This window comes from Photorhabdus hainanensis (genome assembly GCF_018448965.1).
Classification (GTDB): Bacteria; Pseudomonadota; Gammaproteobacteria; order Enterobacterales; family Enterobacteriaceae; genus Photorhabdus; species Photorhabdus akhurstii.
On record NZ_RCWD01000005.1, the window covers coordinates 55,834 to 81,236 of the forward strand.

The window sequence follows — 25,403 nt, forward strand, 5'->3', positions numbered from 1 at the left end:
ATTATTATTTATTGGAAAATAAAAAGCCCGATAAAAATTTTATGTTTTCACCTCCAATTTATATATTAATAAATTAACTAAAATAATAAATTAAAATTTTAGCTTAAAGTGAACCTGTACATAAAGTTGTAGTCAATTGTCTTAACGTGGCTTAATCTAAATAAAGTAACCCTTTTTAGGGTTACTAGTAAATATAGTGAATAACTTAAATTCATTATTTATTTTCAAAAAACGCTCGTCTTAAACCTAATTCCAGACCACGAATTTCTGCCAAACCTTTTAATCGGCCAATGCAGGAATAACCGGGATTAGTCTGTTTTTTTAGGTCATCAATTATTTGATGGCCGTGATCAGGACGCATAGGTATCAAACGGTTATCTCCAGCTTGTTTACGGCGATATTCTTCACGCAGGATTTCCATCACTATGTTATACATATCCACATCACCTGCTAAATGAGAGGCTTCATGGAAAGTTTTGCTGTTCTCTTCCCGTTGGGTGGAGCGCAGGTGAGTAAAATAAATTCGGTTGCCATAACATTTAATCATCTCAACCAAATCATTATCACCACGAACACCGTAGGAGCCGGTGCACATGGTAATGCCGTTAACTGGGCTTGGTTCAATGGTGGTCAGCCATTCAATATCTTCAATGGTGGAAATGATACGTGGTAAGCCCAGAATAGGGCGGGGCGGATCATCCGGGTGAATTGCCAGACGTAAATCATATTCCTCACAAACAGGAACAATCTGGTGTAGAAAATAAGCCAAATGTTCACGCAGCTTATCGCGGGTAATATCTTTGTAGCGATCTAATTGCGCCTGAAATTCTGCTAACGTATATCCCTCTTCGGCCCCCGGCAGACCGGCAATAATATTAGTGGTGAGTTTCCTAATATCAGCAGCAGACATATTGTCGTAATAGACTTTTGCCTGAGCTTGTTCTTCGACGGTGTAATCAGCTTCTGCATTTGGACGTTTGAGAATATAGATTTCAAATGCGGCAAAGGCAATTTGATCAAAACGTAAGGCTTTGGAACCATCAGGGAGTGAGTATTCAAGATCGGTGCGTGTCCAGTCCAGCACGGGCATAAAGTTATAGCAAACGGTATCGATGCCACATTCTGCTAAATTTTTCAGTGAAGTTTTGTAGTTATTAATCCATTGTTGATAGTGACCGGTCTGAGTTTTAATCTCTTCATGGACAGGTACGCTTTCAACAACTGACCAGATAAGCCCCTTATTTTCGATAAGGGCTTTACGGGCCAAGATTTCGTCTTTGTTCCAAACGTATCCGTTAGGCATATGGTGTAATGCGGTAACGATGCCGGTTGCACCAGCCTGACGAATATCATCTAAAGAAACAGGATCATTTGGGCCGAACCAACGCCAGGTTTGTTCCATTGTTATCTACCTTATATACAAACGCTAGAATAAAAACTTATTTACAGGGATATGAATTAAAGAGATAACCGTCGAAATAGGGATCGTCAACATCAGACAATTCCAGTAAACGTAATTTCACATTCTCTAAATGTTGCCACATTGCTTGTTTGGCTGCCGCCGGATCTTTCTTGATCATGGCGGATAAAATGATCTGATGGTCGTGCAGCCACTCTTTACGATAATCTTTATCGGTAATTCGCGTGTGCAGTTTCTGCCACATAGGATTATTTTCCCGCCATGCCCAAGATTGTTTGAGCAGTTCAACTAACATACTGTTATGGGTGGCTTCCGCAATCGCCAGATGGAACTCTCTGTCACCGGATTCATCTTCACCGGAGGCCAAATCTTCGGATTCTTTTTGCAATGCTCGACGCATATTAGCAATGTTATTTGGCGTCACTTGCATGGCGGCAAATTCGGCAATATTACTTTCCAGTAATTGGCGAGCTTGTAATAGTTCAAAAGGTCCCGCTGCGTTAACTGAGCATGAAGAAGAAGTTGGCAGGTGAGGACGGTTAATAATATAGATCCCGGAACCTTTGCGGACTTCAATAAGGTTTTCGAGTTCGAGCATAATTAATGCTTCACGCACAACCGTTCTGGAAACCCCTAATAATTCAGCAAGTTCTCGCTCCGGCGGTAGGCGATCCCCAATACGATATTTCTGGTTGGTAATCGTCTCTCTTAATGCGATGCCGACTTCTTGGTAAGGACGTTTTGGCTCAAATAAATGCTTCATGGTGTCACTATTGTTGTCATGATTATCGATAGTATTGTGTAGATAATAGTCAAAAACAGAAATTGGTCAACCAAAAATGCCGCTTAAAGGCGAAGGCCAAATGGCCTTCACCAATGATTATTTGACTGCGCGGATGCGCTCTACCATACGGTAAAGCATTGGGTCGCTTTTTTTAATGTCGTCGTACATCGGTTTGACCGCTTCTTCAAACGATTTTTGATCCACATCGACGAACTGGACCCCAATTTTCTCTGCATTCTGACGCTCTTTCTCTTCTGATTTTTCCCATAATTTCGTCATATATTGAGAAGAGTGAATGGCAGCATTTATAAGAATCTTTTGTTGTTCTGATGACAGTTTATTTAGTGATTTAGTAGAAATAACCAAGACATCTGGCACCATAGTATGTTTATCCAGTGAGAAGTATCTGGCGACTTCACTGTGACGGCTCAGGCTAAAAGAGGGAATGTTATTTTCTGCGGCATCTACGACACCCTGTTGTAAAGCAGTATACAGCTCGCCGTAAGCCAATGGGGTTGGGTTGCCGCCTAAGTTTTTCACCATTGAAATGGCGGTTGGGCTAGGCTGAACCCGAATTTTCATGCCTTTTAGATCCTCCGGCGTGCGGATAGGTTTTTTGGCGTAGAAGCTACGTGCTCCGGCTTCATAGTAGGTTATGCCGATAAAGCCGCGATTTTTGCTGGATGCCAGAATCTCTTTGCCAATTTCGCCGTTTTTAATTTTTTCGTAATGGGCTTTATCGCGGAACAGATAAGGTAAGTTAAAAGCAGAATAAGCGGGCGAGAAAGCTTCCAGTTCTGCGGCATTGGATTTGACTAAATCCAGTGCGCCATTTTGCATCAGTTCCATCGATTCCCGTTGGTTACCCAATTGTGCGTCTGGATAGATCCGAATACGAACATCACCATTCGTTTTTTGGCGAACTTCATCAGCAAACTGAGTCATTGCCTTGTGCGCTGCATGGTCGCGGTTGTGGTTATGGCTGAGTTTTAATGTTGTCACCGCCATAACTTGTGACGCGCCTAAGGCAAATATCGCTCCGATTACAGTAGGTAAAATACGCTTAGCATTGCTCATTATTCGTTCTCCAATTGTTGTAAATAGGTTACGGGCACAACTGAACTGACGGTCAAACCATAAGCATCACTTCGGATTTCGTCAAAAAGTAAAAGTAATTTGGTTGACCAATATCACAAAATAATCGTCTCAACTGGTGAACCAGTCAGTTTGTGATCCCGCTCACTGGATGTTTTTTTGACCTGGATCTTATAATCCAAGCAACGTAAAGCTTCCTTTACTGATTTTGGTCAGACAGTTTGTCCATTTGGTCAATCAAATAGGGCATACATTGAGGCCAATAAGGATAAAGCCCCGTGAAAAACCTTGTGTATTGCATCAATAAAGGTTTGGCATTTTTTACCGTCAGCCTTTCCGTTTTTTTGGTGTTTTGTGTCACATGGCAGGTGGTTTCCCGCTATGTGTTTGGTACGCCGAGTACGGTAACGGATGAACTCGCTCGTTATCTGTTTATGTGGGTCGCCATGATTGGCGCGGCGTATACCACAGGTCAGCATCGCCATTTAGCTATCGACCTGTTAACGATGAAACTTAAGGGGATAGGCAAAAATAGTGTGGGTTTGGTGATCCAAGCCGCGATCGCGCTGTTTGTTTCGATCGTGCTGGTATATGGCGGATCGATATTGGTGATCTCAACGCTTAAAACCGGACAAATCACGCCCGCGCTAGGGCTACCGATGGGATATGTCTATTTATGTCTGCCAATTAGTGGTGTTCTGATGATTTGTTATGTGCTGGTAGACATTGTTGAGCTTATTCAGAATTTTTCAGGTAAAGACACGGTTGTTTCTGAAAATCAATAAAGTCACCAAGCGGAAGAGGATGAGCTTATGGATTGGCAAGTGGTTTTAGCGTTGTTCGGTAGTTTTGCCGTGTTGTTGGCACTGGGCGTACCGGTATCCTTTGCGATTGGTCTGTCATCATTACTGGCAATTATGATGACGTTGCCAATGGAGGCGGCGATTACGGTGGTTGCTCAACGTATGGCAGTAGGTGTTGATAATTTCTCTTTACTGGCTATTCCATTCTTTATTCTGGCGGGAAATATTATGAATCAGGGGGGAATCGCTGCCCGCCTGATTAATCTGGCAAAAGTTATGGGCGGCCGTTTGCCCGGTTCTCTGGTGCACGTTAATATTATGGCGAATATGTTTTTCGGCGCGATTTCAGGCTCAGCGGTGGCATCGGCTGCGGCGGTCGGCGGAACGATGGCGCCAATGCAGAAAAAAGAGGGTTACGAGCCGGAATACTCCGCCGCTGTAAACATTGCTTCCTGCCCTGCGGGTTTGTTGATCCCGCCAAGTAACACCTTGATTGTTTACTCGCTGGTTTCTGGCGGCACATCAATTGCCGCACTGTTTTTGGCGGGCTATATTCCCGGCATTTTGATGGGCGTATCCTTGATGATTGTGGCGGCAATTATTGCCAAACGCCGAGGTTATCCGGTATCACCCAAGCCGACATGGAGCGAATTTTTCACTACATTGGTTCGCGCATTGCCCTCTCTGATGCTGGTTGTGGTTATTATGGGAGGGATCATTGCCGGTATTTTTACCGCCACAGAAGCCTCCGCGATTGCTGTGTTGTACAGTTTTGTATTGGCAGTGCTGATTTATCGTGAAGTCAGTATCGCCAAACTACCAAAAATCATTCTCGATTCTGCGGTGACCACCTCCATTGTTTTGTTGCTGATTGGCGCATCAATGGGAATGTCTTGGGCAATGGCGAATGCGGATCTGCCCTATTTGATCGCTGATGCCCTAATGGCGGTTTCTGAAAACCCACTGGTTATTCTGCTGGTCATTAATATCATTCTGTTGCTGGTCGGAACCTTTATGGATATGACTCCGGCGATTCTTATTTTTACGCCGATTTTCCTGCCGGTAGCGCAGAATATGGGCGTTGATCCGGTACATTTCGGCATCATTATGACCTTCAACCTGGCTATTGGTATCTGTACGCCGCCGGTAGGGAGTGCGCTGTTTGTGGGTTGTTCCATCGGCGATGTCAGCATTAATAAGGTATTGAAACCTTTAGTCCCCATGTATTGCGCTTTGGTTATCGCGTTGATGTTGGTGACCTTTATACCGCAACTGAGCTTGTGGCTGCCTCAGATGTTACTGAATTACTAAGCATTTAAGTAATCTGCGTCAATAGAAAGGAACTATTTTATGCTCCGTAATATTGCTAATTGCAAAATTGATTCTGATGTTCCTCTCCCTTCTTATGATCGCCAAAAATTGGTTACTCGTATTGTTCATCTGGGATGTGGCGCTTTTCACCGGGCGCATCAGGCGGTTTTTACTCACCATATGTTGGAAAAAACGGGCAGTGATTGGGGAATTTGTGAAGTTAGTTTGTTCTCCGGTCATCGGTTGATTCAGCAACTTAAACAGCAGAATTGCCTGTGTACTATTGCGGAAAAAGGGGCGGAGAAAACGGAGCTAAAAATTATCGGCTCTATGATTGATGCTTTGCATCCTGAGTTTGTGGGTCATAAAGGTATTCTGGAAGCCATAGCGCAGCCACAAGTGGCGATTATTTCTCTGACGATTACCGAAAAAGGGTATTGCATCGATGCAGCCAGCGGCAAGCTGGATGTGAATAATGCGTCAATTCAACGGGATTTGGTTAACCCAACCAAACCAACATCCGCTATTGGTTACATTGCCGAGGCGCTCCGCCTGCGTTATGAACGTAACTTGCCGCCATTGACGGTGATGTCCTGCGATAATGTCAGAGAAAATGGCAAAGTCGCCCGTGAAGCGGTGGTGGGTTTTGCCCGTTTACGTGATGAGAAGTTAGCCCAATGGATTGAACTGAATGTGACTTTTCCATGCACAATGGTTGACCGTATTGTTCCTGCGGCTACGCCAGAATCGTTGGAAGAGATAGCTGAACAGTTGGGGGTATATGATCCCTGCGCAGTCACCTGTGAACCTTTTCGTCAGTGGGTGATTGAAGATAACTTTGCCAGTGGCCGTCCAAACTGGGATGTGGCAGGAGCCCAATTCGTTAAGGATGTGGCGCCTTTTGAAACCATGAAATTACGGATGCTAAACGGTAGCCACTCATTTCTAGCTTATCTGGGCTATTTGGCAGGATATACGCATATTGCGGACGCAATGGCGAACCCCGATTACCGGCAAGCCGCTTTGGATCTGATGCTGAAAGAGCAGGCGCCAACTCTGACAATGCCGACAAGAACCGATCTTTTTCAATATGCTCACCGGCTAATTGAGCGTTTTAGTAACCCTAACCTTAAGCACCAAACCTGGCAGATAGCAATGGATGGCAGCCAGAAACTGCCACAACGTATGCTTGATTCTGTGGCTTATCATCTGGCAAATGGTAGTGATTACCGTCACTTGGCATTGGGTATCGCCGGCTGGATGCGTTATATCAGCGGTAAAGATGAACAAGGCAAATTGATTGATGTGCGCGATCCGTTGGTTGACCAATTTAAATCCATTTACCAGCAATATGGGTTATCTGCTGATGTAGTACCCGCATTGTTGGCGATTTTTAGCAACCCATTGTTAGCTGATGCGCATTTTGTCCGGGTGGTTACTGAAGCTTACCAACTATTATTGGAGCGCGGCGCCTGCCACGCTGTGGCGACACTCTGATTTGGCTGACAGGAACAAAGATATGAAAAATTTTATGGGTGAAGATTTTCTGCTGAACAATGGAACTGCTTGTCAGCTATATCATGAACATGCCGCAAATATGCCGATTTATGATTATCATTGTCATCTTAATCCGCGTGAAATTGCTGAAAATCGCTGGTTTGATAACCTTGGTCAGATTTGGTTAGAAGGGGACCACTATAAATGGCGGGCAATGCGCTGTGCGGGTATTGATGAATCGCTGATCACAGGTAAACAAGCCCATGATTATGAAAAATATCAGGCATGGGCAAAAACAGTACCGTTGACCTTAGGAAATCCGCTTTATCACTGGACACATCTAGAATTACGTCGTCCATTTGGTATTACCGGGAAATTATTCGGGCCGCAAACCGCTGATGAAATCTGGCATCAATGCAATGAAAAGCTGGCAACACAGGCGTTTTCAGCTCGTGGCATTATGCAGCAAATGAATGTGCGTATGGTGGGAACTACGGATGATCCGGTAGATTCTCTGCGATATCACCGCCAAATCGCGACAGATGAGAGTTTCGATATCGAAGTATTACCAAGCTGGCGTCCTGATCGGGTATTTAAAATTGAGCTGGTGGGTTTCGTTGACTATATCAAACAGCTTGAGGCCGTGGCTGATGTATCGATCACCGCTTTTGCTGATGTGCTGAACGCATTGGAGCGTCGTCTTGAGCATTTTGCTGCTCATGGCTGCCGGGCGGCTGATCACGGCATAGAAAATCTACGCTATGCCCCCATTCCTGATGAAACGGTATTAAATGGCATCCTGCAAAAACGGCTGGCTGGGGGAGCGCTCTCTGAGCTTGAAATTGCGCAGTACACCACGGCGATTCTGGTTTGGCTTGGCCGACAATATGCCGCCCGTGGTTGGGTGATGCAAATGCATATCGGCGCTATTCGCAACAATAATAGCCGGATGTTCCGCTTACTTGGCGCGGATAGCGGCTTTGATTCCATTGGGGATAACAATATCGCTTGGCCGTTATCTCGCCTGCTGGATAGCATGGATGTGACGGATGAGTTGCCGAAAACGATTCTTTACTGTCTCAATCCACGAGATAACGAAGTGATTGCTACGATGGCCGGTAACTTTCAAGGTGGCGGTATCGCCGGTAAAGTGCAGTTTGGTTCGGGCTGGTGGTTCAATGATCAGAAAGATGGCATGTTACGTCAGCTTGAACAACTTTCCCAACTTGGGCTGCTAAGTCAATTTGTTGGTATGTTGACCGATTCTCGTAGCTTTCTTTCATACACACGGCATGAATATTTTCGTCGCATTCTGTGTAATTTGTTAGGGCAATGGGCAGAAAAGGGAGAAGTTCCTAACAACAAAGCAATGTTAGGGCAGATGGTTGAGGATATTTGTTTTAATAACGCTCGCCGTTATTTTGCCTTGCCGGGAGAAAATCCATGAAGCAGATTGCACTCCTTGGTGAATGTATGATTGAACTTAATGGCGCTCCTTTCGCTACCATGTATCAGGCTTTTGGTGGTGATGTCCTGAATAGTGCGGTTTATTTAGCCCGTGCAAGCCGACAGAAGATTGCCGTTCATTTTGTGACTGCGTTAGGGATGGATTCGCTTAGTGAAGGAATGATCACACGTTGGCAAGACGAAGGTATTCATACCCATCTGGTTTTGCGTGATCCGGCTCATCAACCGGGGTTGTATTTGATTCAACTTGATGAACAAGGAGAACGCGCCTTTTTGTACTGGCGCAATGATTCCGCTGCCCGATATGTGGTGCGTCATCCTGATTTCTCTTCGGTTATTCAAGCTTTACAGCAGATGGATGTCATTTATCTCAGCGGCATCAGTTTGGCTATCTTGCCTGTCGATGATCGTGAAAAGTTACTGAACTTGTTGGCTGAACTGGCGGCACAAGGAAAAATCATCGTTTTCGACAGTAATTACCGTCCGGCATTGTGGGAAAGTGTGGAGGAAACTCAGATCTGTTATCAGAAATTACTCTCTTTTACTTCACTGGCACTGGTGACAAATGACGATGAATGCAAGCTGTGGGGTGATAAATCGGTTACAGCAACTATGATTCGCCTTAAACAAGCAGGCGTTAAAGAAGCCGTGATTAAAGCGGGGGCTGTCGGTTGTTATTATCAGCATTTGGTACAGGATACTCCGATTGAGCTGATCCCAACGGCGCCGGTTGTTAACGTGGTCGATACCACAGCGGCGGGAGACGCCTTTAATGCCGGGTTTCTAGTCGGATTTCTGACAGATTGCCCGATACAACAAGCGGCAATCATGGGGCATCGTCTGGCTGGTACCGTTATTCAGCATAAAGGGGCGATTATTCCAATTAGTGCAACTCAAGCAGTGACTGACAGTTTCTTTTAACAGCGGGGGAAAATCGATGAAACAGATGATTGAGCAGTTACGCCAATTGAAAATTGTACCTGTAATTACTGTTGAGCGTGCGGAAGACATTATACCGTTAGGTAAGGCATTAGCTGATAATGGCTTGCCAGTAGCGGAAATTACTTTCCGTTCTGCGGCCGCGGCGGAAGCGATTCGTCTACTGAAAGAGACTCTACCGGATATGCTGATTGGCGCGGGTACTGTTCTGAATCGTGAACAGGTAGTTGCTGCAAAGCAGGCGGGCGCTGATTTTATGGTTTCTCCCGGTTTTAATCCAAATACAGTCAAAGCTTGTCAGCAATTGAATATTCCTATTATTCCAGGTGTGAATAATCCAAGCGCGATTGAAGGCGCGATGGAGTTGGGATTAAAACTGTTGAAATTCTTTCCGGCGGAACCTTCCGGCGGTTTGCCAATGATTAAAGCGATATTAGCGCCTTATACTGAATTGCAAATTATGCCGACTGGGGGAATCGGACCAAACAATATCCGCGATTATCTTGCTGTACCGCGTATTGTGGCGTGTGGTGGCTCATGGATGGTCAGTAAGGCGCTGGTGGATGACCGGAATTGGCAGGAAATTGGTCGTCTGACGCGTGAAGCGGTGGATTTAGTGAATACTTAAGGAATAGTGGTTTTTATATTGGGATAAAATATTATTCCGACAATGTACCCGTCATCTTTCAAGTTGCCTCTTTGTTGGTTGCGCTCACTCACCCCGGTAACAGAGTTCTCTATGCTCCCGGGGATTCGCTCCCTTGCCGCCGCGATGCATCTTGAAATCCATAGGGTATATACCAAAAGGAAGAAAGGGTTTAGTAAAAATTCTTTCACTTCTGTTTGCCTAATGGAAGCATCAGCGTGTATGGCTCCAACGGTGACTGGGCGAAGCCAAGACGTGTATAGAACGTTCGAGCGCTCTCATCAAGTGCGTGGACGATTATAGCCGAAATGCCCACCTGTTCTGCCGTGCTGGCGACACGCTTCCAAGCATCTTGGAGAAGCAGTGCCCCGAGCTTCTTCCCCTGATATTCCACATCGACAGCCAGACGGCCGAGAAGCACTACAGGGATAGGATCTGGCATATTGCGTTTAAGCGATGGTGTAGATTCAATATGATTAATTGAACCGGCGCTTAGACAATAATAACCGATAACGTCTTTTGTGCCTTCCTTGCAAATAACAAATGTGCGGCTCGCGCCGAGCTTATTATTTTTCAACGCCCGGCGTGAAAGCCATTCGTTTAATGTTTCATGCTGGCAATAAAAATCATTTATATTATGTTCAGCCGTTAATATTTCAGGTGTGCTTATTCCCACGGCGCTTTATATCCCATCAGTTTTTTAAAACCTTCATTATCAGAAAGCGGTTGCTCCAGCATCTGCATGAACGCATGGTATTTTTCGTCGTTAACGAAAAAGTGGCGCTGATCGAGTATGGCATCTTCGGCTGCGCGGCAGGCAGCATCCAAGATGAAATCGGTTCGGGTCTTTGAAAGCAGGTTTGCTGCATGGTCAATAAGCTCCCGCTGGAAGGCTTTCGCCCGGATGTTGATCGGTGTTTCTTTAGGTTGTGTTCTCATAAATCACCTGTGTAGCAAATTGGTAGACAGTCATTGTAGCAGCTGTGTAATTAATAGATATACATTTAGCGTCTCCATTTGAAATCTTATGAAACGTAAGCATGCTGTGTTACCCAAAATATAGTGGCTGGTTTTCTGCTGACTGGCGTCGGCCTAATTTACACGAACGCCAGATACCAGAGCAAACTTTACTAGAGTTACCTACTGTTAGTTTGATACCTGAAAATATCTTAATGCAATTGAAACTTAAGTTTGGGGCTAAATTTGAACAACTAGAAAACCTTGATCGAATGATCTTAGCCACAGTGGCTGTAGAAGGATGGATTAATCATCAGCGGGCTTGTGAACTAACAACGCTACATTCCCGAGAAGTTACTTTGGCTTTTCCTCGCCTTGAACATAAAGGATTTTTAGTTTCATCAGGTGAAAAACGTAATAAATCTTACACGTTACCGGGTATGTCGTTACCAGATCCAGAAGAGCTTTTCTCTACTGGGGCAGTGAATAATATTAACAACATGGACTTACCTCATAAGGAGCCGAGCTTGCCTCATATAGTTTCAGGAACTCAAACCCATCGAGATACGTTAGGGCGTCTTACCCCTTTATCATTTAGCTTGCCGTTTATTGATAGCTTAGAGTACATATCTCTGGATTTAAGAAAGAAATTGGAGGAAATTGCTAAACCGGCTTATGAAAATCGACGATTAGAGCCGGAAGAAATGCAACTAATTATCATGAAACTTTGCCAGTCTCACTATATCCGTATTGATGTGTTAAGCATTCTATTAAATCGTTCAGCAAAGAATCTCAGGCAACGCCATATAAAACCATTGCTTGATAAGCAATGCTTGATGATGGCATTTCCGCAAACACCAAGTCATCCTAATCAAGGATATACTGTCAGGACTCTATCGCAGGATTGATACCTTATTACCAGGGATTTGGTAAGGATGAAAAAAATATAATAAGAGTGTTTTCTTATATGGTTAAGAAGGAAATATTTCCTATGGTAGAAAAATAGATTGGTATATTCAACTTACTATATAAATATGTTTATATGATTTTTATTATTATATTATTAATGTTAAATCAGATATATATCATAAGAAATAATTATAAAATATCCATCCTTGGTTGTATGCAATTCTTCCATTAACCACTCAATTATTATCGAGTGGCAGATAAAATAGATTTTGCATGTCGTTTGATTTGCATATTTTAATGTTTCTGTCAAACAATAAACCTTGTATTAATAGTCCTTGATTGTTCTAATATATCAGAACTTGCGGGAATGATGTTGTTTAATACACAGGTTCGCAATAGCCATCGATCTTTGCCATCATAACGGGGAATAAATTCTGAACGTCCATGAACACATCGGTTATTATTAATAATGAGTAAATCCCCTTTTTCTAAAGTAACCCAGACTTTATTTTTATTAGCCAATTTCTTTAGTTTATCCAATAATGTTTCAGCTTCAGAATTGATACCTTGCATTAAATCTAGATCATATATCATATATGGGTCGTTCGGATTGCCATGAAAAACAGGAGTAATCGGGCCATTACCTTTCTTTCCATTGGGACTGCCATATGAATAATCTATTCCTGTAATAAAAAGGGGGTTAAAAAGTAATTTATATTCATTCAGTGACAAGTATGGGATTATCATTCTTGCACTTGCTGTAAAAGTTTTGGCTGTTTTATCATGATCCTGACGTAAGCAATACAATAATACATAATCACACATATGTGGATGAAAAGCAATTTCTGTGTGAAAATCTAATTCTTTCTTGGAGCTAGCAGAGGAAAGTAATATTTCTTTTTCAGGATGAGGAACAAGGTTCTGGAAAATATTGCCTTGCTTCTCTTGGGTATAACTTACAGCGTAGCCAAGAAATTCAGCAATCATTGCTAGCCACATTTCTCCAAAGAAGTTTCCTTTATCAGGATAATGTAATGAGTCTAATGGTGTTGATGGTAGGTAATTTCCTATATTAATTCCTTTTAAGAGTAACACTCCATATTGATTAGAGTAGTGTTTAAATTCATATAATTTCTGGATTATATCTTGATTTAAATACGTTATTCTCTTGTAACTTTCTGATAAAAATAAATTTAGATTTTCATAGGGATTTGGTAATGGATTATTATATATTCCTTTTTTAATAAGTTTATCATGATCTATATTTAGGATGTGATCTCCTTTTAATTTTTCTAAGTCTCTAACGAAATTCTTTTCTGAAGATTTCGATGATGTTTGAGAAAAATCTGTTTCAGGATTAAAGATAATTTTATGGTTTAATAGATCACACATAGATGAAAAAAATGATTTTAAAAACTCCTCATTATCACCTTCTGAAAAATATCTGGATGAAAAAGAATTTATAATTCCTAAGAAGTAAAAATGATGCCCATTAATTTCCTTTTTTACCCCTATGACATGGTTGTCGAATGTTAGATAAGTATGCCAATCTTTATAATATGTGAACTTTGTTGTTAAATAACCATGAAGAAGATAGGATTCACCTTTAAAATTCACGGTTATATTTCCATCTAGTCTACTTAGGTAGTTTTTTTTCCTATCGGGAAATTCAAGATATGACATTTTAATGTCTTTATTATCAGTTATTTCTATTTCATTCATGTTATTACTGGGTAATGGTAAGATAATAGAAATTTTTGGCCATTCGATATCATTTTCTATAGATTTTTCATTTGTTGTGATGAATATATCTATGTCACTCTTTCTCTTATTATAAGACAAGAATGAATCTGAGTCATGTACAGAAAAACCATGATATTTTAAGAAGTTAATGATATTAAAAAAAGCATTTTTGATTGTCCGATGATTTGAGCTGTTAATATAAGAATCATCATATACTATAGATAATATGTTGCCTTTCATTGAATTCTCCTTGCTTAAATAGAGTGTTATCCAATAATAATATATTGGCGTATACATAAACGTAGTCATATTTTAAGAAATTAACTAATAATCATCCCGATAAACATTGCCACACCAAATAATAATAATGATGCACTAGTTATAGATTCAACAATTAATTGCGCGTTTTTATTAAATAAAACAGACTGTATGTAAGATAATCCATAAATAAATACTACCCACCAAAGTACACCAATCAATATATCTATTAATCCTAGGATGATAACTTGATTTAAAGCTGGGTGTGATGGATCAATGAATTGAGGAAGAATACTTATAAAGAAAATAGCCACTTTGGGATTAAAGATATTGGCTAAAAGCCCGGTAATAAATAGATTGCTGTTCTTTTGTATTATATTTATGCTTTGATTTCCAATGATTTTTTTTTGACTGTTAAAAGCGTCTTTTAATCCGGAATAACCTAAATATATTAAATATAAGGCACCGAGGGTTTGTAACATATTAAATGCAGTTTTTGATGTTGCTAGAATTAAAGTTGCGCCTAATGATCCTAGGATCAGATGAAAAACAAGACCTGCTTGTACGCCAATTGCCGTTACTATCCCATTTTTTCTGCACTTAAATGTCCCTTTGCTGATAATAGCCCAGTCTGGGCCTGGTGTTATATAGGATAAAACAACCAGAAGAAGATAGAAATAAAGTAGGTCGAGGTTCATGGTTTTATACTCTACAATGAGTCGTTACTTGGACAAAATCAGCAGATTTACCGATTTTTATTTCAACCTTTACGTCTTTGACTTCATTAATATTATTTATATGCGTACCTCCGCATGGAATAGTGACTACTCTAGAGTCAATTGTAGATTTCCATAATCTGGTGTCATTAATCCCTTTTGATTTATATTCAATAGTTATTTCCGCACCCTGAGATAACCAATTGTTGAGTGTGTTATTAACTTCTCTATTAATTTTATCCAGATTTTCAATTAGTATATTTTTATCAAATCCTTTCTTTTTGATCGATTTACCAAAGCGATAAATATCAACGGATTTAAGTTCTGTAATAGAAGATTGGTAAATGGCAGCTTTATCTAAATTATAATTTCCTAAATCATCGGTATCGTATACTTTGGACCATATATGATGAGTTGCTTTATTTAAAGCAAGGGACATAAAGTGGGCCATCGAGTGTGCGGCACTTACCTTATACCTTGTTTCATCGTTCACAGATAGAGTTACCGTTTTCCCTATGAGATCTCTTTCAGAGATTCCGTGTAAATCAGGTAAGTAGTGTGCTGGCATAATTTTGTCTGGAGACGTTGTTTGTTTCGTTATTTCCTGATCTATATATAAATGACTATCAATAAGACCAGCGGTGTAAACTTTTGTCACAGCAAGTTCTTTATCGCCTATTGAAATTATTCCATTATCATGTAGTTGGTCTGGCCACTTATAGTTCTTTGGGTAGAATGGACTATCTTGGGTTATCAAAAGGGTGCCATCTTCGTATCTCATAACCCCGATAATGTTGGATTCTAACGTCAGGGTTCCTAGCATAAATGAAGCTTCTGCTTTTAATAGTTGATCAATATTTATATCAGTAGTCATGTAATATCTCGCAAGTTATCCCCCTCATCTTTCAAGCTGTCTCTTTGTTGGCTGCACTCACTCACCCCGGTCACATCGTTATCTATGCTCCTGGGGATTCGCTCCCTTGCCGTCGCGATGCATCTTGAAATCCATAAGGTATATTACTATCGGGTATTTTTTAAGTAAGTCATTCTAAAACAATATGAAATTTTATTTTCAGTTTAAATATCTGATATCTAGAGATGGTAATTTTTTTGCCAATCAAGACATCATATATTCTTATACCATATTACTATTTGTTTTAAACGTTGTAGGTAATTTTTCTTGTTAGTTAACCAAGACTAGAACGAGAAAAATAACATTAATATGTGTATGGTAGATCTATTTATAGGATATTTAATTTATTATTGCAAATAGAAAAATGAGAGTTTTTGGTATATTTATATCTGCATGATAAATGGCTGTTTTCATAATGAAGTCTGTCGATTAATTGTAGCGGTAATTTTCGGGTTAAAAAACATATGGTTAAATTGATAAGGGATGTGATATATGTATCTGATATATAAGGAGGATGTAAAAGTGGCTGTTGTGACAAGAGCTAATATAGATCTTCCGGAAGAATAGATGGCTGCCCAGAGCCATGTTAGCTAGAAAGAGAATCGAACAAAATAAAAACCGCGAGAAAGTTTTTAATATTTTCGCGGTAGTCACGTTTTCTAAACGGGAAGATCAATGATTTTCTGTGAAGAAAAATCAAATCTCAGAGCGTGGTTTAGCATTCTCCGCTAACCATGCTGCAATGCGTTGCTTCTGCTCTTCTTTTAGCCACATACCCAATTTGGTACGGCGCCAGATTGCGTCATCCAGTTCGACAACCCACTCATTATCGACCAGATAACGAATCTCTGCTTCATACAGGCCGTGACCGAAGCATTCACCGAGATCTGTCAGATTATTAGCGCCTTGCAGAATGAGTTCGCTGTTGCTGCCGTAAGTACGCGCATAACGTACAGCAACGCCTTCCGGCAACCAGTTGTAACGTTTACGCAATAAACGGGCATAACCATCACGATCGCATCCTTCCAAATTACCCCCCGGTAACTGACCATTTCTGGTCCAGGCTTTTCCGGCAGTGGGATAGTATTGCATGAGCTTTTCGGTTGCGTGTTCTGCCAGCTTACGGTAAGTAGTTAATTTACCGCCGAACACAGACAGTAATGGCGCTTTGCCCTGTTCATCATGTATGTCAAGGGTATAGTCGCGTGTAATGGCCTGAGGTGAGTCGGATTCATCATCGCACAGTGGACGTACGCCAGAGTAGGTCCAGACGATATCGTCACGGCTAAGTTGTTTCTTGAAGTGGTCGTTATAAACTCTCAGCAGGTAATTAATCTCTTGATCGTCAATCTTCGCCTCTTTTGGATCACCTTGATATTCCACATCGGTGGTTCCGATAATGGAAAATTCATCCATCCAAGGAATAACAAATACGATACGATGATCTTCGTTTTGCAGAATATAAGCTTGCGGCTCGTCATGCACTCTTGGCACCACAATATGGCTGCCTTTGATCAGGCGAATACCATAAGGTGATTTTAATTTCAGACCATCGTCAAAGAACTCTTTAACCCAAGGGCCGGTAGCATTAACCAGACCTTTTGCTCGCCAGGTATAAGTCTTGCCGGTACGCAAATCTTCGGCTTCAACCATCCAACCCTCTTGTTCGCGCCATGCACGGGTCACTTTTGTCCGGGTTCGAACTTCTCCGCCATGTTTTTTAACTTCCTGAGCGTTAAGGACAACTAAACGAGCATCATCAACCCAGCAGTCAGAATATTCGAAGCCACGGACCAATTCTGGTTTCAGAACAGAATTGGCGCCGAATTTCAGCCCTTTACTGCGGGGTAGGCTGACACGTTTGCCTAGATTGTCATAAAGGAACAGGCCAATACGGATCATCCATGCTGGACGCAGATGTGGCTGGTGCGGCAGGCGGAAACGCATCGGAAAAGCGATATGTGGTGCAAGATTCAGTAAAACTTCACGCTCTGCCAGCGCTTCGCCGACCAAACGGAATTCATAATGTTCCAGATAGCGTAAGCCGCCGTGGATCAGTTTTGAGCTGGCGGATGACGTGGCTTTGGCTAAATCTTGTGCTTCCAGCAACAGAACAGAAAGCCCTCGGCCAGCAGCATCTGCCGCAATCCCGGCGCCGTTGATCCCGCCGCCGATCACAATCAAGTCTTTAGTTTCCATGCATCCCCCTAAAATGTTCGAAATAGTTCTTTAGTGCTCGTTTTCGCTCAAGATTGTAATCAGAAAGCGATCAATAGCCAACTATTTGTTAAGAAAAAACATGTTCACGTGATATAGATAACAAATATTGTCATGTCCATATAGTTTACATGGTATTAATAAAGAAGTTTAACTATGGGGCGACCAAGGGAGATAGGGGATAGTGTTATCCCCAAATATAGAGAAAATGCTTAGCAGAGTTCGAATTGCACGTTATATTGCTCAATCACTTTCTGGATGCTTGGCGGGGGAAGCTGGTCGGTGAATAGATGATCAATGAGGTTCATATTGCCCAGATTGACCATAGCATTACGGCCAAATTTAGAATGGTCAGTGACTAACATTACGCAACGGGAGTTTTCGATAATTGCGCGTTTAATGCGTACTTCATGGTAATCAAATTCCAGTAGTGAGCCATCCATGTCAATGCCACTGATGCCGAGAATGCCGTAATCGAGCCGAAACTGGGAGATAAAATCCAGTGTGGCTTCACCGATAATGCCGCCATCACGGGAACGAATCTCCCCTCCCGCCAGGATTAAACGGAAGTCTTCTTTTGTCATCAATAGGGTAGCGACGTTGAGGTTATTAGTGACAATCCGTAGATCTTTATGATTTAACAATGCGTGAGCGACAGCTTCTGGCGTCGTGCCAATATCAATAAACAGCGTCGCGCCGTCCGGGATATGGCTGGCAACACGTTGCGCAATACGTGCTTTCTCTTCTGACCACATGATCTTGCGGTCGTGATAAGCAGTATTAACCGAACTTGATGGTAATGCGGCTCCGCCGTGATGCCGCTGTATTTTGTTTTTATCTGCCAAATCGTTCAAATCACGGCGGATAGTCTGGGGGCTGACATTAAAGTGTTCAACCAACTCTTCAGTGCTGACGTAGCCCTGAAGGCGTACCAGCTCAACTATTGCATCATGCCGTTGAGTTTGCTTCACGATAGTCCTCTAAGTGTCTAAAAGTGTCGGTTATTATTTTTGAATGTATGACGGTTATCCCACAACGCCATCAGTAAACCGATAATTAAACCGGAGAAATGGGCGGCGTTGGCAATAGATAGTCCAAATGCATCGAAGTATCCAACAATCAGCCAGAAGATCGAGAAAGCCATCAAACCACGGGGAATGCCAATACCCTGTCCGGGCGCCCGCTCACCGGTTAGCCAGACATAACCAATTAAAGCGTAAACAACCCCAGAAAGGCCGCCAAAATGAGAACCACTGAATAATGATTGCCCCCAGCCGCTGAAAACAGCGGAAACAATCATAATGACAAAGAGCTTTCCTGTACCGAGGCGCTTTTCTGTTTGCCCGCCAAGATACCACCACCACATGAGATTAAAGATGATATGCAGCAGTGAGAAGTGCAGTAAGCCATGAGTGACCCAACGCCATAACTCCATATGTTGGTTATCGTCAGGCCAGGCTAGCCAGGACATCACCTGATAATCCCCGGCAAATTGCATCCAGAGATAAACGACGATATTTAGGAGTAAAACGGTAATGGTTAATGGGCCAGCCTGACGACTTAAATATTGCCAATTCAGATTATTGTGGTACTTCAATGGGTGATTCACATCACCAGATTGCCAACTGGCCGCTTGATAACGTTCATTTAGCGGATCGCGAGTAAATTGCTCCAGCTCTTGCTGAACGATGGTTAGTTTAGTGTCATCTTCTAGCCACAGTTCGACGTGTTGCCCATCGTGGCTGGGACGCATAGTGAGATGGACCTGATGGGTCGCCATATAATCGATAAAGGCTTGCGCTAGACGCGGATTTGAAATAGCGATTACGCGGATCATGAGGTGTGTTATGCCGGATTAGGTAAGGAGTCAACAGCGTGAGGATAGTCTCTACGCCAGGCTTCAAAGCCGCCATTAATGCTGTAGACAGTTTCAAAACCGATGTTTAATAAATACTGAGCGGCGCTCTGGCTGCTATGACCGTGATAACACATAACCATAACCGGCTGCTCGAAATTGGCCTGCAACATAAATTCATTCAATGTGTCATTAGTCAAATGAAAAGCGCCGCGGACATGGCCTGCCCGGAAACTCTGTGGATCACGGATATCCACCATAATGGCGAATTTATCTTGCCAGTGTTGATAAGCCTGTTCAGGGCTGATGGTTTGAAAATGTTCCATATATATTTTGACTTGCTCTTGAAAACTTATACCCGTCATCTTTCAAGTTGCCTCTTTGTTGGCTGCGCTCACTCACCCCGGTCACATAGTTCTCTATGCTCCCGGGGATTCGCTCCCTTGCCGTCGCGATGCATCTTGAAATCCATAGGGTATAGAGATTATCTCGTTGGTTATTATTGTAATAATGTTTTCCCGACGATTATCCGAACGGGAAAATTTGTTATCAGTAATAAGTTATCAGTAATACATTATTAGTAATATGTTATCAGTAATAAGAGTGTTCGCCGCGTTGGTGTTCAGTTAAGTCTTTTACCCCTTTCAGTTCCGGGAACATGTTCAGCAACTCTTTTTCAATCCCTTCTTTCAAAGTGACATCAACCATTGAACAGCCGTTACAACCGCCGCCGAATTGAAGGATAGCGAAACCATCATCAGTGATTTCCATCAAGCTGACGCGGCCGCCGTGACCGGCTAATTGTGGATTAATTTGTGACTGCAAAACGTATTCCACACGTTCGACAAGTGGGGCGTCGTCAGAAACTTTACGCATTTTGGCGTTAGGGGCTTTTAATGTTAGCTGAGAACCTAACTGATCGGTGACAAAATCAATTTCAGCTTCTTCAAGGAAAGGGGCGCTCAGCTCGTCAACGTAAGCTGACAGTTGATCAAATTTCAGTTCAGTGTCTGTCGCTTCAACGGCATCAGGCGGGCAGTAAGATACGCCGCACTCAGCGGTAGGTGTGCCCGGATTGATGACAAATACGCGAATTTGTGTGCCTGGTTCTTGGTTTGCCAGTAATTTGGCAAAATGAGCTTGCGCTGCTTCAGTAATATTAATCATATCATTTGCTCAATAGTTGACTGCTATAGTTGGTTATAATACGCCCATTTTCGTATTGACTACAAGGTTCGACAAATCGCCCAAACCTGTACTGAACGGGCGCCAGCACGAATTAACAAACGGGAAATTTCAGTCATGGTCGCACCAGTGGTAATCACATCATCCAGTATGGCGACATGTTGTCCTGCGACTGGGCCACAAAGCTGAAATGCTTTCCTGAGATTAACCTTACGCCGTGCTGCCGATAAATTTCTTTGTGGTAGTGTAGCATGCGTCCGCTGTAGAAAGCTTTGCTGGTAATCGCATTGTAGCCATTCTGATAACAGCTTTGCCATTAATACACTTTGATCAAATCCTCGTTTCCATCGCCGGTGCCGATGCAGTGGCACACTGAGCAGAATGTTGGGTTTATGCCATCGTCCATCACGATAGCCCTGTTGCCAATGCAGCAGAAACAGACGCGCTAGCACTGACGCAAGTTGTGGAGTGCTGTGATATTTATAGCGGCGGATCAGGCCACTCAATGGTGGGCAATAGTCGGTAATCGCTATCATATTCTCCCATAGAGGTGGTTTCTTGAGGCAGCGTCCACAAGGCAGTGAAGGGAGTTCTGAGGGCAGAGCGCAACACGGGCACATGTTTGTCAACCGTTTCAACCGCTTGTTGCAAAAGCTGCATACTCCATGATGTGGAAACCAAAGAGGCTGACGGCATAGCCAACAGTACCCAACCATTGTTAGCATAGAGTTCTTCCTTGATGGCAAATAAAGTTGAGAATAACAATGGCTGATCTGTTTTGGCAGACTTCTGATGAAGGTTCGCGTGATCTTGTGTTGCTGCACGGATGGGGGCTGAATGCGGAGGTTTGGCGTTCCATTGAAATGCGATGTGCTCCGCATTTTCGTTTACATCTGGTGGATTTGCCGGGTTATGGCCGTAGCCAGAAATATGGCCCGATGAATCTTGCTGACATGGCGGATGAAGTTTGGCGATATGCGCCTGAAAATGCGTTATGGCTAGGCTGGTCGTTGGGAGGATTAGTTGCCAGCCGGATCGCGCTTGACCATCAGGATAAGGTTGCCGGATTAATTACTGTGGCTTCTTCACCGCATTTCAGCGCAGAAAGTGACTGGCCGGGGATTAAGCCAGAAGTCTTGCGCGATTTCGAACATCAGTTGAGTGAAGATTTCCAGCGCACAGTTGAGCGTTTTCTTGCTTTACAGACGTTGGGCACAGATAGCGCTCGTCAGGATGCGCGGCTGCTGAAATCCGTTGTGCTGGCACAGCCGATGCCTTCTGTTGAAGTACTGCATGTTGGACTAGAAATTTTGCGTACAGAAGATTTAAGGGAGCCTTTGGCTGAACTTGCCATACCGTTCCTGCGGATTTACGGTTATCTGGATGGGTTGGCGCCAAGAAAAATCCTCAACATTCTTGATGAAAAATGGCCGCGTTCAGTTTCAGCCATGATGCGCCATGCCGCTCATGCGCCTTTTATTTCTCATCCTGATGAGTTTGTTGGGTTATTGACTGAATTTGTTGGCAGAGAAGCATTATAAGGTCGATGAGATAACAGATTTTTATTGGTGTGGTTTGGAAAAGTAAAGCGTCCGCCGCGTGAATGCGGCGGCTCAATGTTAGTTCTTCTAACGATGAGATAAATCACAGGGATTCAATTTGTTACTAAGAAAGGCAAATTCTACTTTTTAATTCCATATATTTTCCTTGTCCCATCCTGAGGGAATTCCCATTGAATGAGTTAAAATACTTATATAACTGTATTTATTTATAAGATTTTTAAATTCAACTTCGAATTTTTCTGATGGGCTTATCAAAGTCTTAGACATTATTTTTAAAACAATCAGTGTAGTATAGATTTTATTCTTCATTGTTGGCCTGATTGTTATTCTAGTTCCAACAATATTATTATTGTTATCTACGAACCCTGATGGCAAACGATAATTACTATTCCAAGTCCTGGAACTATGCGAAGATTTGTTTCTTAATTCCTTTAGCGCGTAAAGCCACGATTTTACTTCTTTAAATGTATTGGCTCCCATAGCGGTTGCAAAATCATTGAGATGATTTTTTCCTGAGGATGTGAATTTTGTCGTGTCTAAAGCGGCAATCAATTTCATCATTGAATCAAAAGACATTAATTCTATAGCTATCCAAAATGGAGGATTTTGCCTATAAGATTCCTTTGTGCTTGTATAGTTATTTTTATAGTAAACAGCGAATTCCTGAGTGGATTTTTCCATGAGCGCTTTTATCTTCATTCTTTCTTGATATGGTGCTTTATTTGGTGTGAATACATCATCGCTGAGATACCAAAAAGGGTCGTTTAGATACTTTGTTATTACTTGGTCAAGAATACTCTTTGCTTTAACTTCTATTCTTAATATGTATTTGTTACATAGTTCTCTTAATTCACAGTCAAACAAATATAAGTCAAAGCCATTTTTAAATTCAGTACCTGGTAAATATTCTTTCGTTGAATGATTTAAATAAGGATATAAGTATGATTTGAATCTATACCAATTAATTAGGGATAGCGCTTTCTCAGCAAAGACTTTATTAAAGGGATGAGTAAATAAAACACCTTTATCTTCAAGATGAATATTTACCAGCTCTGCTGGAGTTAAAAAAGGTTTGTTATAAACAGACATTTAATAGAATCTCATATGATTAGTGTTGAGAAAGTGTTACTAACAAAATAACTCTAGTGACTGCTCCCCGCCGTAAACGGCAAGGCTCCCCACTTCTCAGGCCGCCACCGTCGATGCAACGGATTTACGCTGGCCTCCGTGGGCAGAAACGACGAGTCCCGCCGCCTGTAATTCCTGTATGCCCTTGCGCTCGATGTTGAGCGCTGCATTGATATCACGATCATGTTCGACACCACAGCAAGGACATGACCAGCTCCGCTTATGCAGCGGCAGTTCTGGCATTTTGTAACCGCAACAGTGACAGGTTTTCGAACTGGCGAACCACTGATCCAGCTTCACCAGATGAACCCCTTTCTCTGCGGCTTTGTATTCGAGTTTCTTGATGAAGCCATGCCAGCCCGCATCGCCGATAGCGCGAGCCAGCCTGGGATTCTTCATCATGTTGGCCGATTTCAGCGTCTCCACAATTATCGCTTGGTTTTCGTCAACCATTGTTCGGGAGAGTTTGTGTTGAAAATCGGCGCGAGCATTCGCTACCCGCTCGTGTACGGCGGCAAGCCTCTGTCGTGCTTTACCGCGGTTGGCGCTGCCTTTTTGTTTCCGGGAGAGGGCCTTCTGTTTACGCCTCAGATTACGGCCGGCATTGATAAGATGACGGGGATTGGCCATCTTATCTCCGCTGGATTTGATAGCGTAGTGAGATAATCCCATATCCAGACCTGTCATCTGGGTTATCAAAGAGGGCTTCTCGGGCGCGGCCATGCCATCATCACAGAGTATCGAGGCGTAGTATTTGCCGGTGGCTGAACGACTCAGGGTCATGCTTTTCACCTCTCCAGTCATTTCACGGTGCAGACGGGCTTCTATCGGCGATAACTTGGGTATTTTTATTGCCCCGTCCAGCACCTTCACCCCGACACAATGATAGCTGGACTGCCTGCCATACTCGCGTTTGAACGCCGGGAAGCGCGCTTTCAGCTTCGGATTAAAAAAGTTGGAAAACGCCATATCGAGGTTAATCACCGCCTGCTGCAAGGCGATGGCGTCATACGCTTTGAGCCAGGTATACCGGCGGGATTTTTTTGCCACTGACAGTAAGGGCTTGAGGTCTTTACGCGGGCTGAGGTTCACCCCGTGGCGTTGATAAGCGTGCTTCTTGATATGGAGCGCCTTGTTGTACGCGAAACGAACCGCACCGAACTGAGCATTGAGATAATCAGCCTGTTCGGGTGTCGGGTAAATGCGGACTTTGGTGGCTCTTAACATCATCAGCGCTCATCGGGATAGTTTATGTATTTTAACCGCTTTTTTTGGCCGTGTCCCCCCCCCGGCTGGCAGTGAACGTGATGGTTAATAACCTGAGAGCCCTGCGGGCTTTTCGCCTTATGTCACCGCCCGCATTGGGCGAGGGTTTACGGCGGATTTTGCTAAGTTTTTTCTGTACATGAAAAAAACCCGCTGATCTCGTCGGTGGATTGACGCTATCGCGGGTGTTGATGTCCGCAATGTATAGTATCTTTTTAGCAAGGTCAAGTGATGACTACCTCACATTGAATTGATTATTTTTTTAATTATTCAATATCCCCCAGCGATCCGATAAACCGCCGTATCACATTTCTGTGTTTCAGGGCATTGTTTGCAACTGCCGCTTAGGCGAGCAGTTGTATCAACTTTTTCCAGTTTGTCCATTATGGTGATTTGTTCAAGTATCCCTTCATGGTGACAGTTTCTACTGGAACAGTGGAAGCTATATTGGCTGTTGCTGATAAAGATTATTCTAATCAATCAGTTAAAAAATCAGGGAATAAAAGTAATAATTCTGTATAAATCAAACGAGAAAGCCTGGTCTGAATGATCTCAAATAAATCAGACAATAATTTAATGGTACTATTAAATAGACATGCTAAATAAAAGAAAAGCAGGCAACGAGATTAATACGAGAAAATATTATTCAATCTTTTATGTGGTATGTGTATGTATTTAAATGATTTTTAAAGGCGATAATGGAGATGTTAGGCGGTTAAAAAACATGGGTTG

25 protein-coding genes are annotated in these 25,403 nt (G+C 42.6%); 8 read left to right on the forward strand and 17 right to left on the reverse strand.

Going from position 1 to position 25,403, the window contains the following annotated elements; all coding sequences use genetic code 11:
• Positions 1-214: 214 nt before the first annotated feature.
• The 3 genes from uxuA to EAE92_RS04610 form a co-directional block, all read right to left on the reverse strand.
• Complete coding sequence (gene uxuA, locus EAE92_RS04600; RefSeq protein ID WP_214067212.1) at positions 215-1,402, reverse strand: mannonate dehydratase; 1,188 nt, start codon at positions 1,400-1,402, stop codon at positions 215-217.
• A gap of 37 nt (positions 1,403-1,439) precedes the next feature.
• Positions 1,440-2,183 (reverse strand): FCD domain-containing protein, encoded by a 744-nt coding sequence (locus EAE92_RS04605; RefSeq protein WP_214067213.1) that lies wholly within the window; start codon positions 2,181-2,183, stop codon positions 1,440-1,442.
• Between the two features lie 117 nt (positions 2,184-2,300).
• Positions 2,301-3,281: a TRAP transporter substrate-binding protein gene (locus tag EAE92_RS04610; protein ID WP_214067214.1), complete on the reverse strand. Its 981-nt coding sequence runs from the start codon at positions 3,279-3,281 to the stop codon at positions 2,301-2,303.
• A gap of 296 nt (positions 3,282-3,577) precedes the next feature.
• Between EAE92_RS04610 and EAE92_RS04615 the strand changes: the two genes are divergently transcribed.
• The 6 genes from EAE92_RS04615 to EAE92_RS04640 are packed head-to-tail and all read left to right on the forward strand — an operon-like array spanning position 3,578 to position 9,944.
• Positions 3,578-4,084, forward strand: a complete 507-nt coding sequence (locus EAE92_RS04615; RefSeq protein ID WP_214067215.1) for a TRAP transporter small permease — start codon at positions 3,578-3,580, stop codon at positions 4,082-4,084.
• A 27-nt stretch (positions 4,085-4,111) separates the two neighbouring features.
• The gene (locus EAE92_RS04620; RefSeq protein ID WP_214067216.1) at positions 4,112-5,413 is read left to right on the forward strand and encodes a TRAP transporter large permease; all 1,302 of its coding nucleotides are present in this window, start codon (positions 4,112-4,114) and stop codon (positions 5,411-5,413) included.
• 39 nt (positions 5,414-5,452) lie between these two features.
• Positions 5,453-6,910 (forward strand): fructuronate reductase, encoded by a 1,458-nt coding sequence (locus EAE92_RS04625; protein WP_214067217.1) that lies wholly within the window; start codon positions 5,453-5,455, stop codon positions 6,908-6,910.
• 22 nt (positions 6,911-6,932) lie between these two features.
• A complete protein-coding gene (gene uxaC, locus EAE92_RS04630; RefSeq protein WP_214067218.1) occupies positions 6,933-8,357 on the forward strand; it encodes a glucuronate isomerase in 1,425 nt (474 codons plus the stop codon).
• Positions 8,354-9,298 (forward strand): sugar kinase, encoded by a 945-nt coding sequence (locus tag EAE92_RS04635; protein WP_214067219.1) that lies wholly within the window; start codon positions 8,354-8,356, stop codon positions 9,296-9,298. Before uxaC ends, EAE92_RS04635 begins: the two co-directional genes overlap by 4 nt.
• Before the next feature lie 16 nt (positions 9,299-9,314).
• On the forward strand, positions 9,315-9,944 hold the full coding sequence (locus EAE92_RS04640) for a bifunctional 4-hydroxy-2-oxoglutarate aldolase/2-dehydro-3-deoxy-phosphogluconate aldolase (protein ID WP_105399259.1): 630 nt from the start codon (positions 9,315-9,317) through the stop codon (positions 9,942-9,944).
• Positions 9,945-10,149: 205 nt separating this feature from the next.
• Here the strand turns inward: EAE92_RS04640 and EAE92_RS04645 are convergent, their stop codons facing one another.
• Both EAE92_RS04645 and EAE92_RS04650 read right to left on the reverse strand, forming a co-directional pair.
• Positions 10,150-10,638 (reverse strand): GNAT family N-acetyltransferase, encoded by a 489-nt coding sequence (locus EAE92_RS04645; protein ID WP_036815118.1) that lies wholly within the window; start codon positions 10,636-10,638, stop codon positions 10,150-10,152.
• Complete coding sequence (locus EAE92_RS04650) at positions 10,629-10,901, reverse strand: type II toxin-antitoxin system TacA family antitoxin (RefSeq protein WP_036815115.1); 273 nt, start codon at positions 10,899-10,901, stop codon at positions 10,629-10,631. Before EAE92_RS04650 ends, EAE92_RS04645 begins: the two co-directional genes overlap by 10 nt.
• Positions 10,902-11,002: 101 nt before the next feature.
• Here EAE92_RS04650 and EAE92_RS04655 point away from each other — a divergent pair, with 101 nt between their 5' ends.
• Positions 11,003-11,827 (forward strand): hypothetical protein, encoded by an 825-nt coding sequence (locus EAE92_RS04655; protein WP_246545002.1) that lies wholly within the window; start codon positions 11,003-11,005, stop codon positions 11,825-11,827.
• 307 nt (positions 11,828-12,134) lie between these two features.
• Here the strand turns inward: EAE92_RS04655 and EAE92_RS04660 are convergent, their stop codons facing one another.
• The 9 genes from EAE92_RS04660 to gntX all read right to left on the reverse strand — a co-directional run bounded on the left by EAE92_RS04660 (position 12,135) and on the right by gntX (position 21,440).
• On the reverse strand, positions 12,135-13,811 hold the full coding sequence (locus tag EAE92_RS04660) for a TauD/TfdA family dioxygenase (RefSeq protein WP_214067220.1): 1,677 nt from the start codon (positions 13,809-13,811) through the stop codon (positions 12,135-12,137).
• A gap of 80 nt (positions 13,812-13,891) precedes the next feature.
• Positions 13,892-14,527 (reverse strand): LysE family translocator, encoded by a 636-nt coding sequence (locus EAE92_RS04665; protein WP_214067221.1) that lies wholly within the window; start codon positions 14,525-14,527, stop codon positions 13,892-13,894.
• Between the two features lie 4 nt (positions 14,528-14,531).
• Positions 14,532-15,419: an alanyl-tRNA editing protein gene (locus tag EAE92_RS04670; protein ID WP_214067222.1), complete on the reverse strand. Its 888-nt coding sequence runs from the start codon at positions 15,417-15,419 to the stop codon at positions 14,532-14,534.
• 735 nt (positions 15,420-16,154) lie between these two features.
• Entirely contained in the window at positions 16,155-17,657 is a 1,503-nt protein-coding gene (glpD, locus tag EAE92_RS04675) for a glycerol-3-phosphate dehydrogenase (RefSeq protein WP_214067223.1), read from the reverse strand.
• A 230-nt stretch (positions 17,658-17,887) separates the two neighbouring features.
• Complete coding sequence (locus EAE92_RS04680) at positions 17,888-18,646, reverse strand: DeoR/GlpR family transcriptional regulator (RefSeq protein WP_214067224.1); 759 nt, start codon at positions 18,644-18,646, stop codon at positions 17,888-17,890.
• Between the two features lie 17 nt (positions 18,647-18,663).
• Positions 18,664-19,512: a rhomboid family intramembrane serine protease GlpG gene (gene glpG, locus EAE92_RS04685; protein ID WP_214067225.1), complete on the reverse strand. Its 849-nt coding sequence runs from the start codon at positions 19,510-19,512 to the stop codon at positions 18,664-18,666.
• Between the two features lie 8 nt (positions 19,513-19,520).
• On the reverse strand, positions 19,521-19,856 hold the full coding sequence (gene glpE, locus EAE92_RS04690) for a thiosulfate sulfurtransferase GlpE (RefSeq protein WP_046396409.1): 336 nt from the start codon (positions 19,854-19,856) through the stop codon (positions 19,521-19,523).
• A gap of 265 nt (positions 19,857-20,121) precedes the next feature.
• A complete protein-coding gene (gene nfuA, locus EAE92_RS04695) occupies positions 20,122-20,697 on the reverse strand; it encodes a Fe-S biogenesis protein NfuA (protein ID WP_036815096.1) in 576 nt (191 codons plus the stop codon).
• Between the two features lie 59 nt (positions 20,698-20,756).
• Complete coding sequence (gene gntX / locus EAE92_RS04700; RefSeq protein WP_105396363.1) at positions 20,757-21,440, reverse strand: DNA utilization protein GntX; 684 nt, start codon at positions 21,438-21,440, stop codon at positions 20,757-20,759.
• A 39-nt stretch (positions 21,441-21,479) separates the two neighbouring features.
• On the opposite strand from gntX, the gene bioH reads away from it, so the two are divergent.
• Positions 21,480-22,256 (forward strand): pimeloyl-ACP methyl ester esterase BioH, encoded by a 777-nt coding sequence (gene bioH / locus EAE92_RS04705; protein ID WP_036815092.1) that lies wholly within the window; start codon positions 21,480-21,482, stop codon positions 22,254-22,256.
• A 147-nt stretch (positions 22,257-22,403) separates the two neighbouring features.
• Here bioH and EAE92_RS04710 read toward each other — a convergent pair whose 3' ends face one another.
• From EAE92_RS04710 to EAE92_RS24945, 3 genes are all read right to left on the reverse strand, one after another.
• Positions 22,404-23,366 (reverse strand): Abi family protein, encoded by a 963-nt coding sequence (locus EAE92_RS04710; RefSeq protein WP_040154174.1) that lies wholly within the window; start codon positions 23,364-23,366, stop codon positions 22,404-22,406.
• Between the two features lie 96 nt (positions 23,367-23,462).
• Positions 23,463-24,632 (reverse strand): RNA-guided endonuclease InsQ/TnpB family protein, encoded by a 1,170-nt coding sequence (locus EAE92_RS04715; RefSeq protein WP_214067279.1) that lies wholly within the window; start codon positions 24,630-24,632, stop codon positions 23,463-23,465.
• Positions 24,633-24,941: 309 nt separating this feature from the next.
• Positions 24,942-25,151, reverse strand: a complete 210-nt coding sequence (locus EAE92_RS24945; RefSeq protein ID WP_113027188.1) for a FeoC-like transcriptional regulator — start codon at positions 25,149-25,151, stop codon at positions 24,942-24,944.
• Between the last annotated feature and the right edge of the window lie 252 nt (positions 25,152-25,403).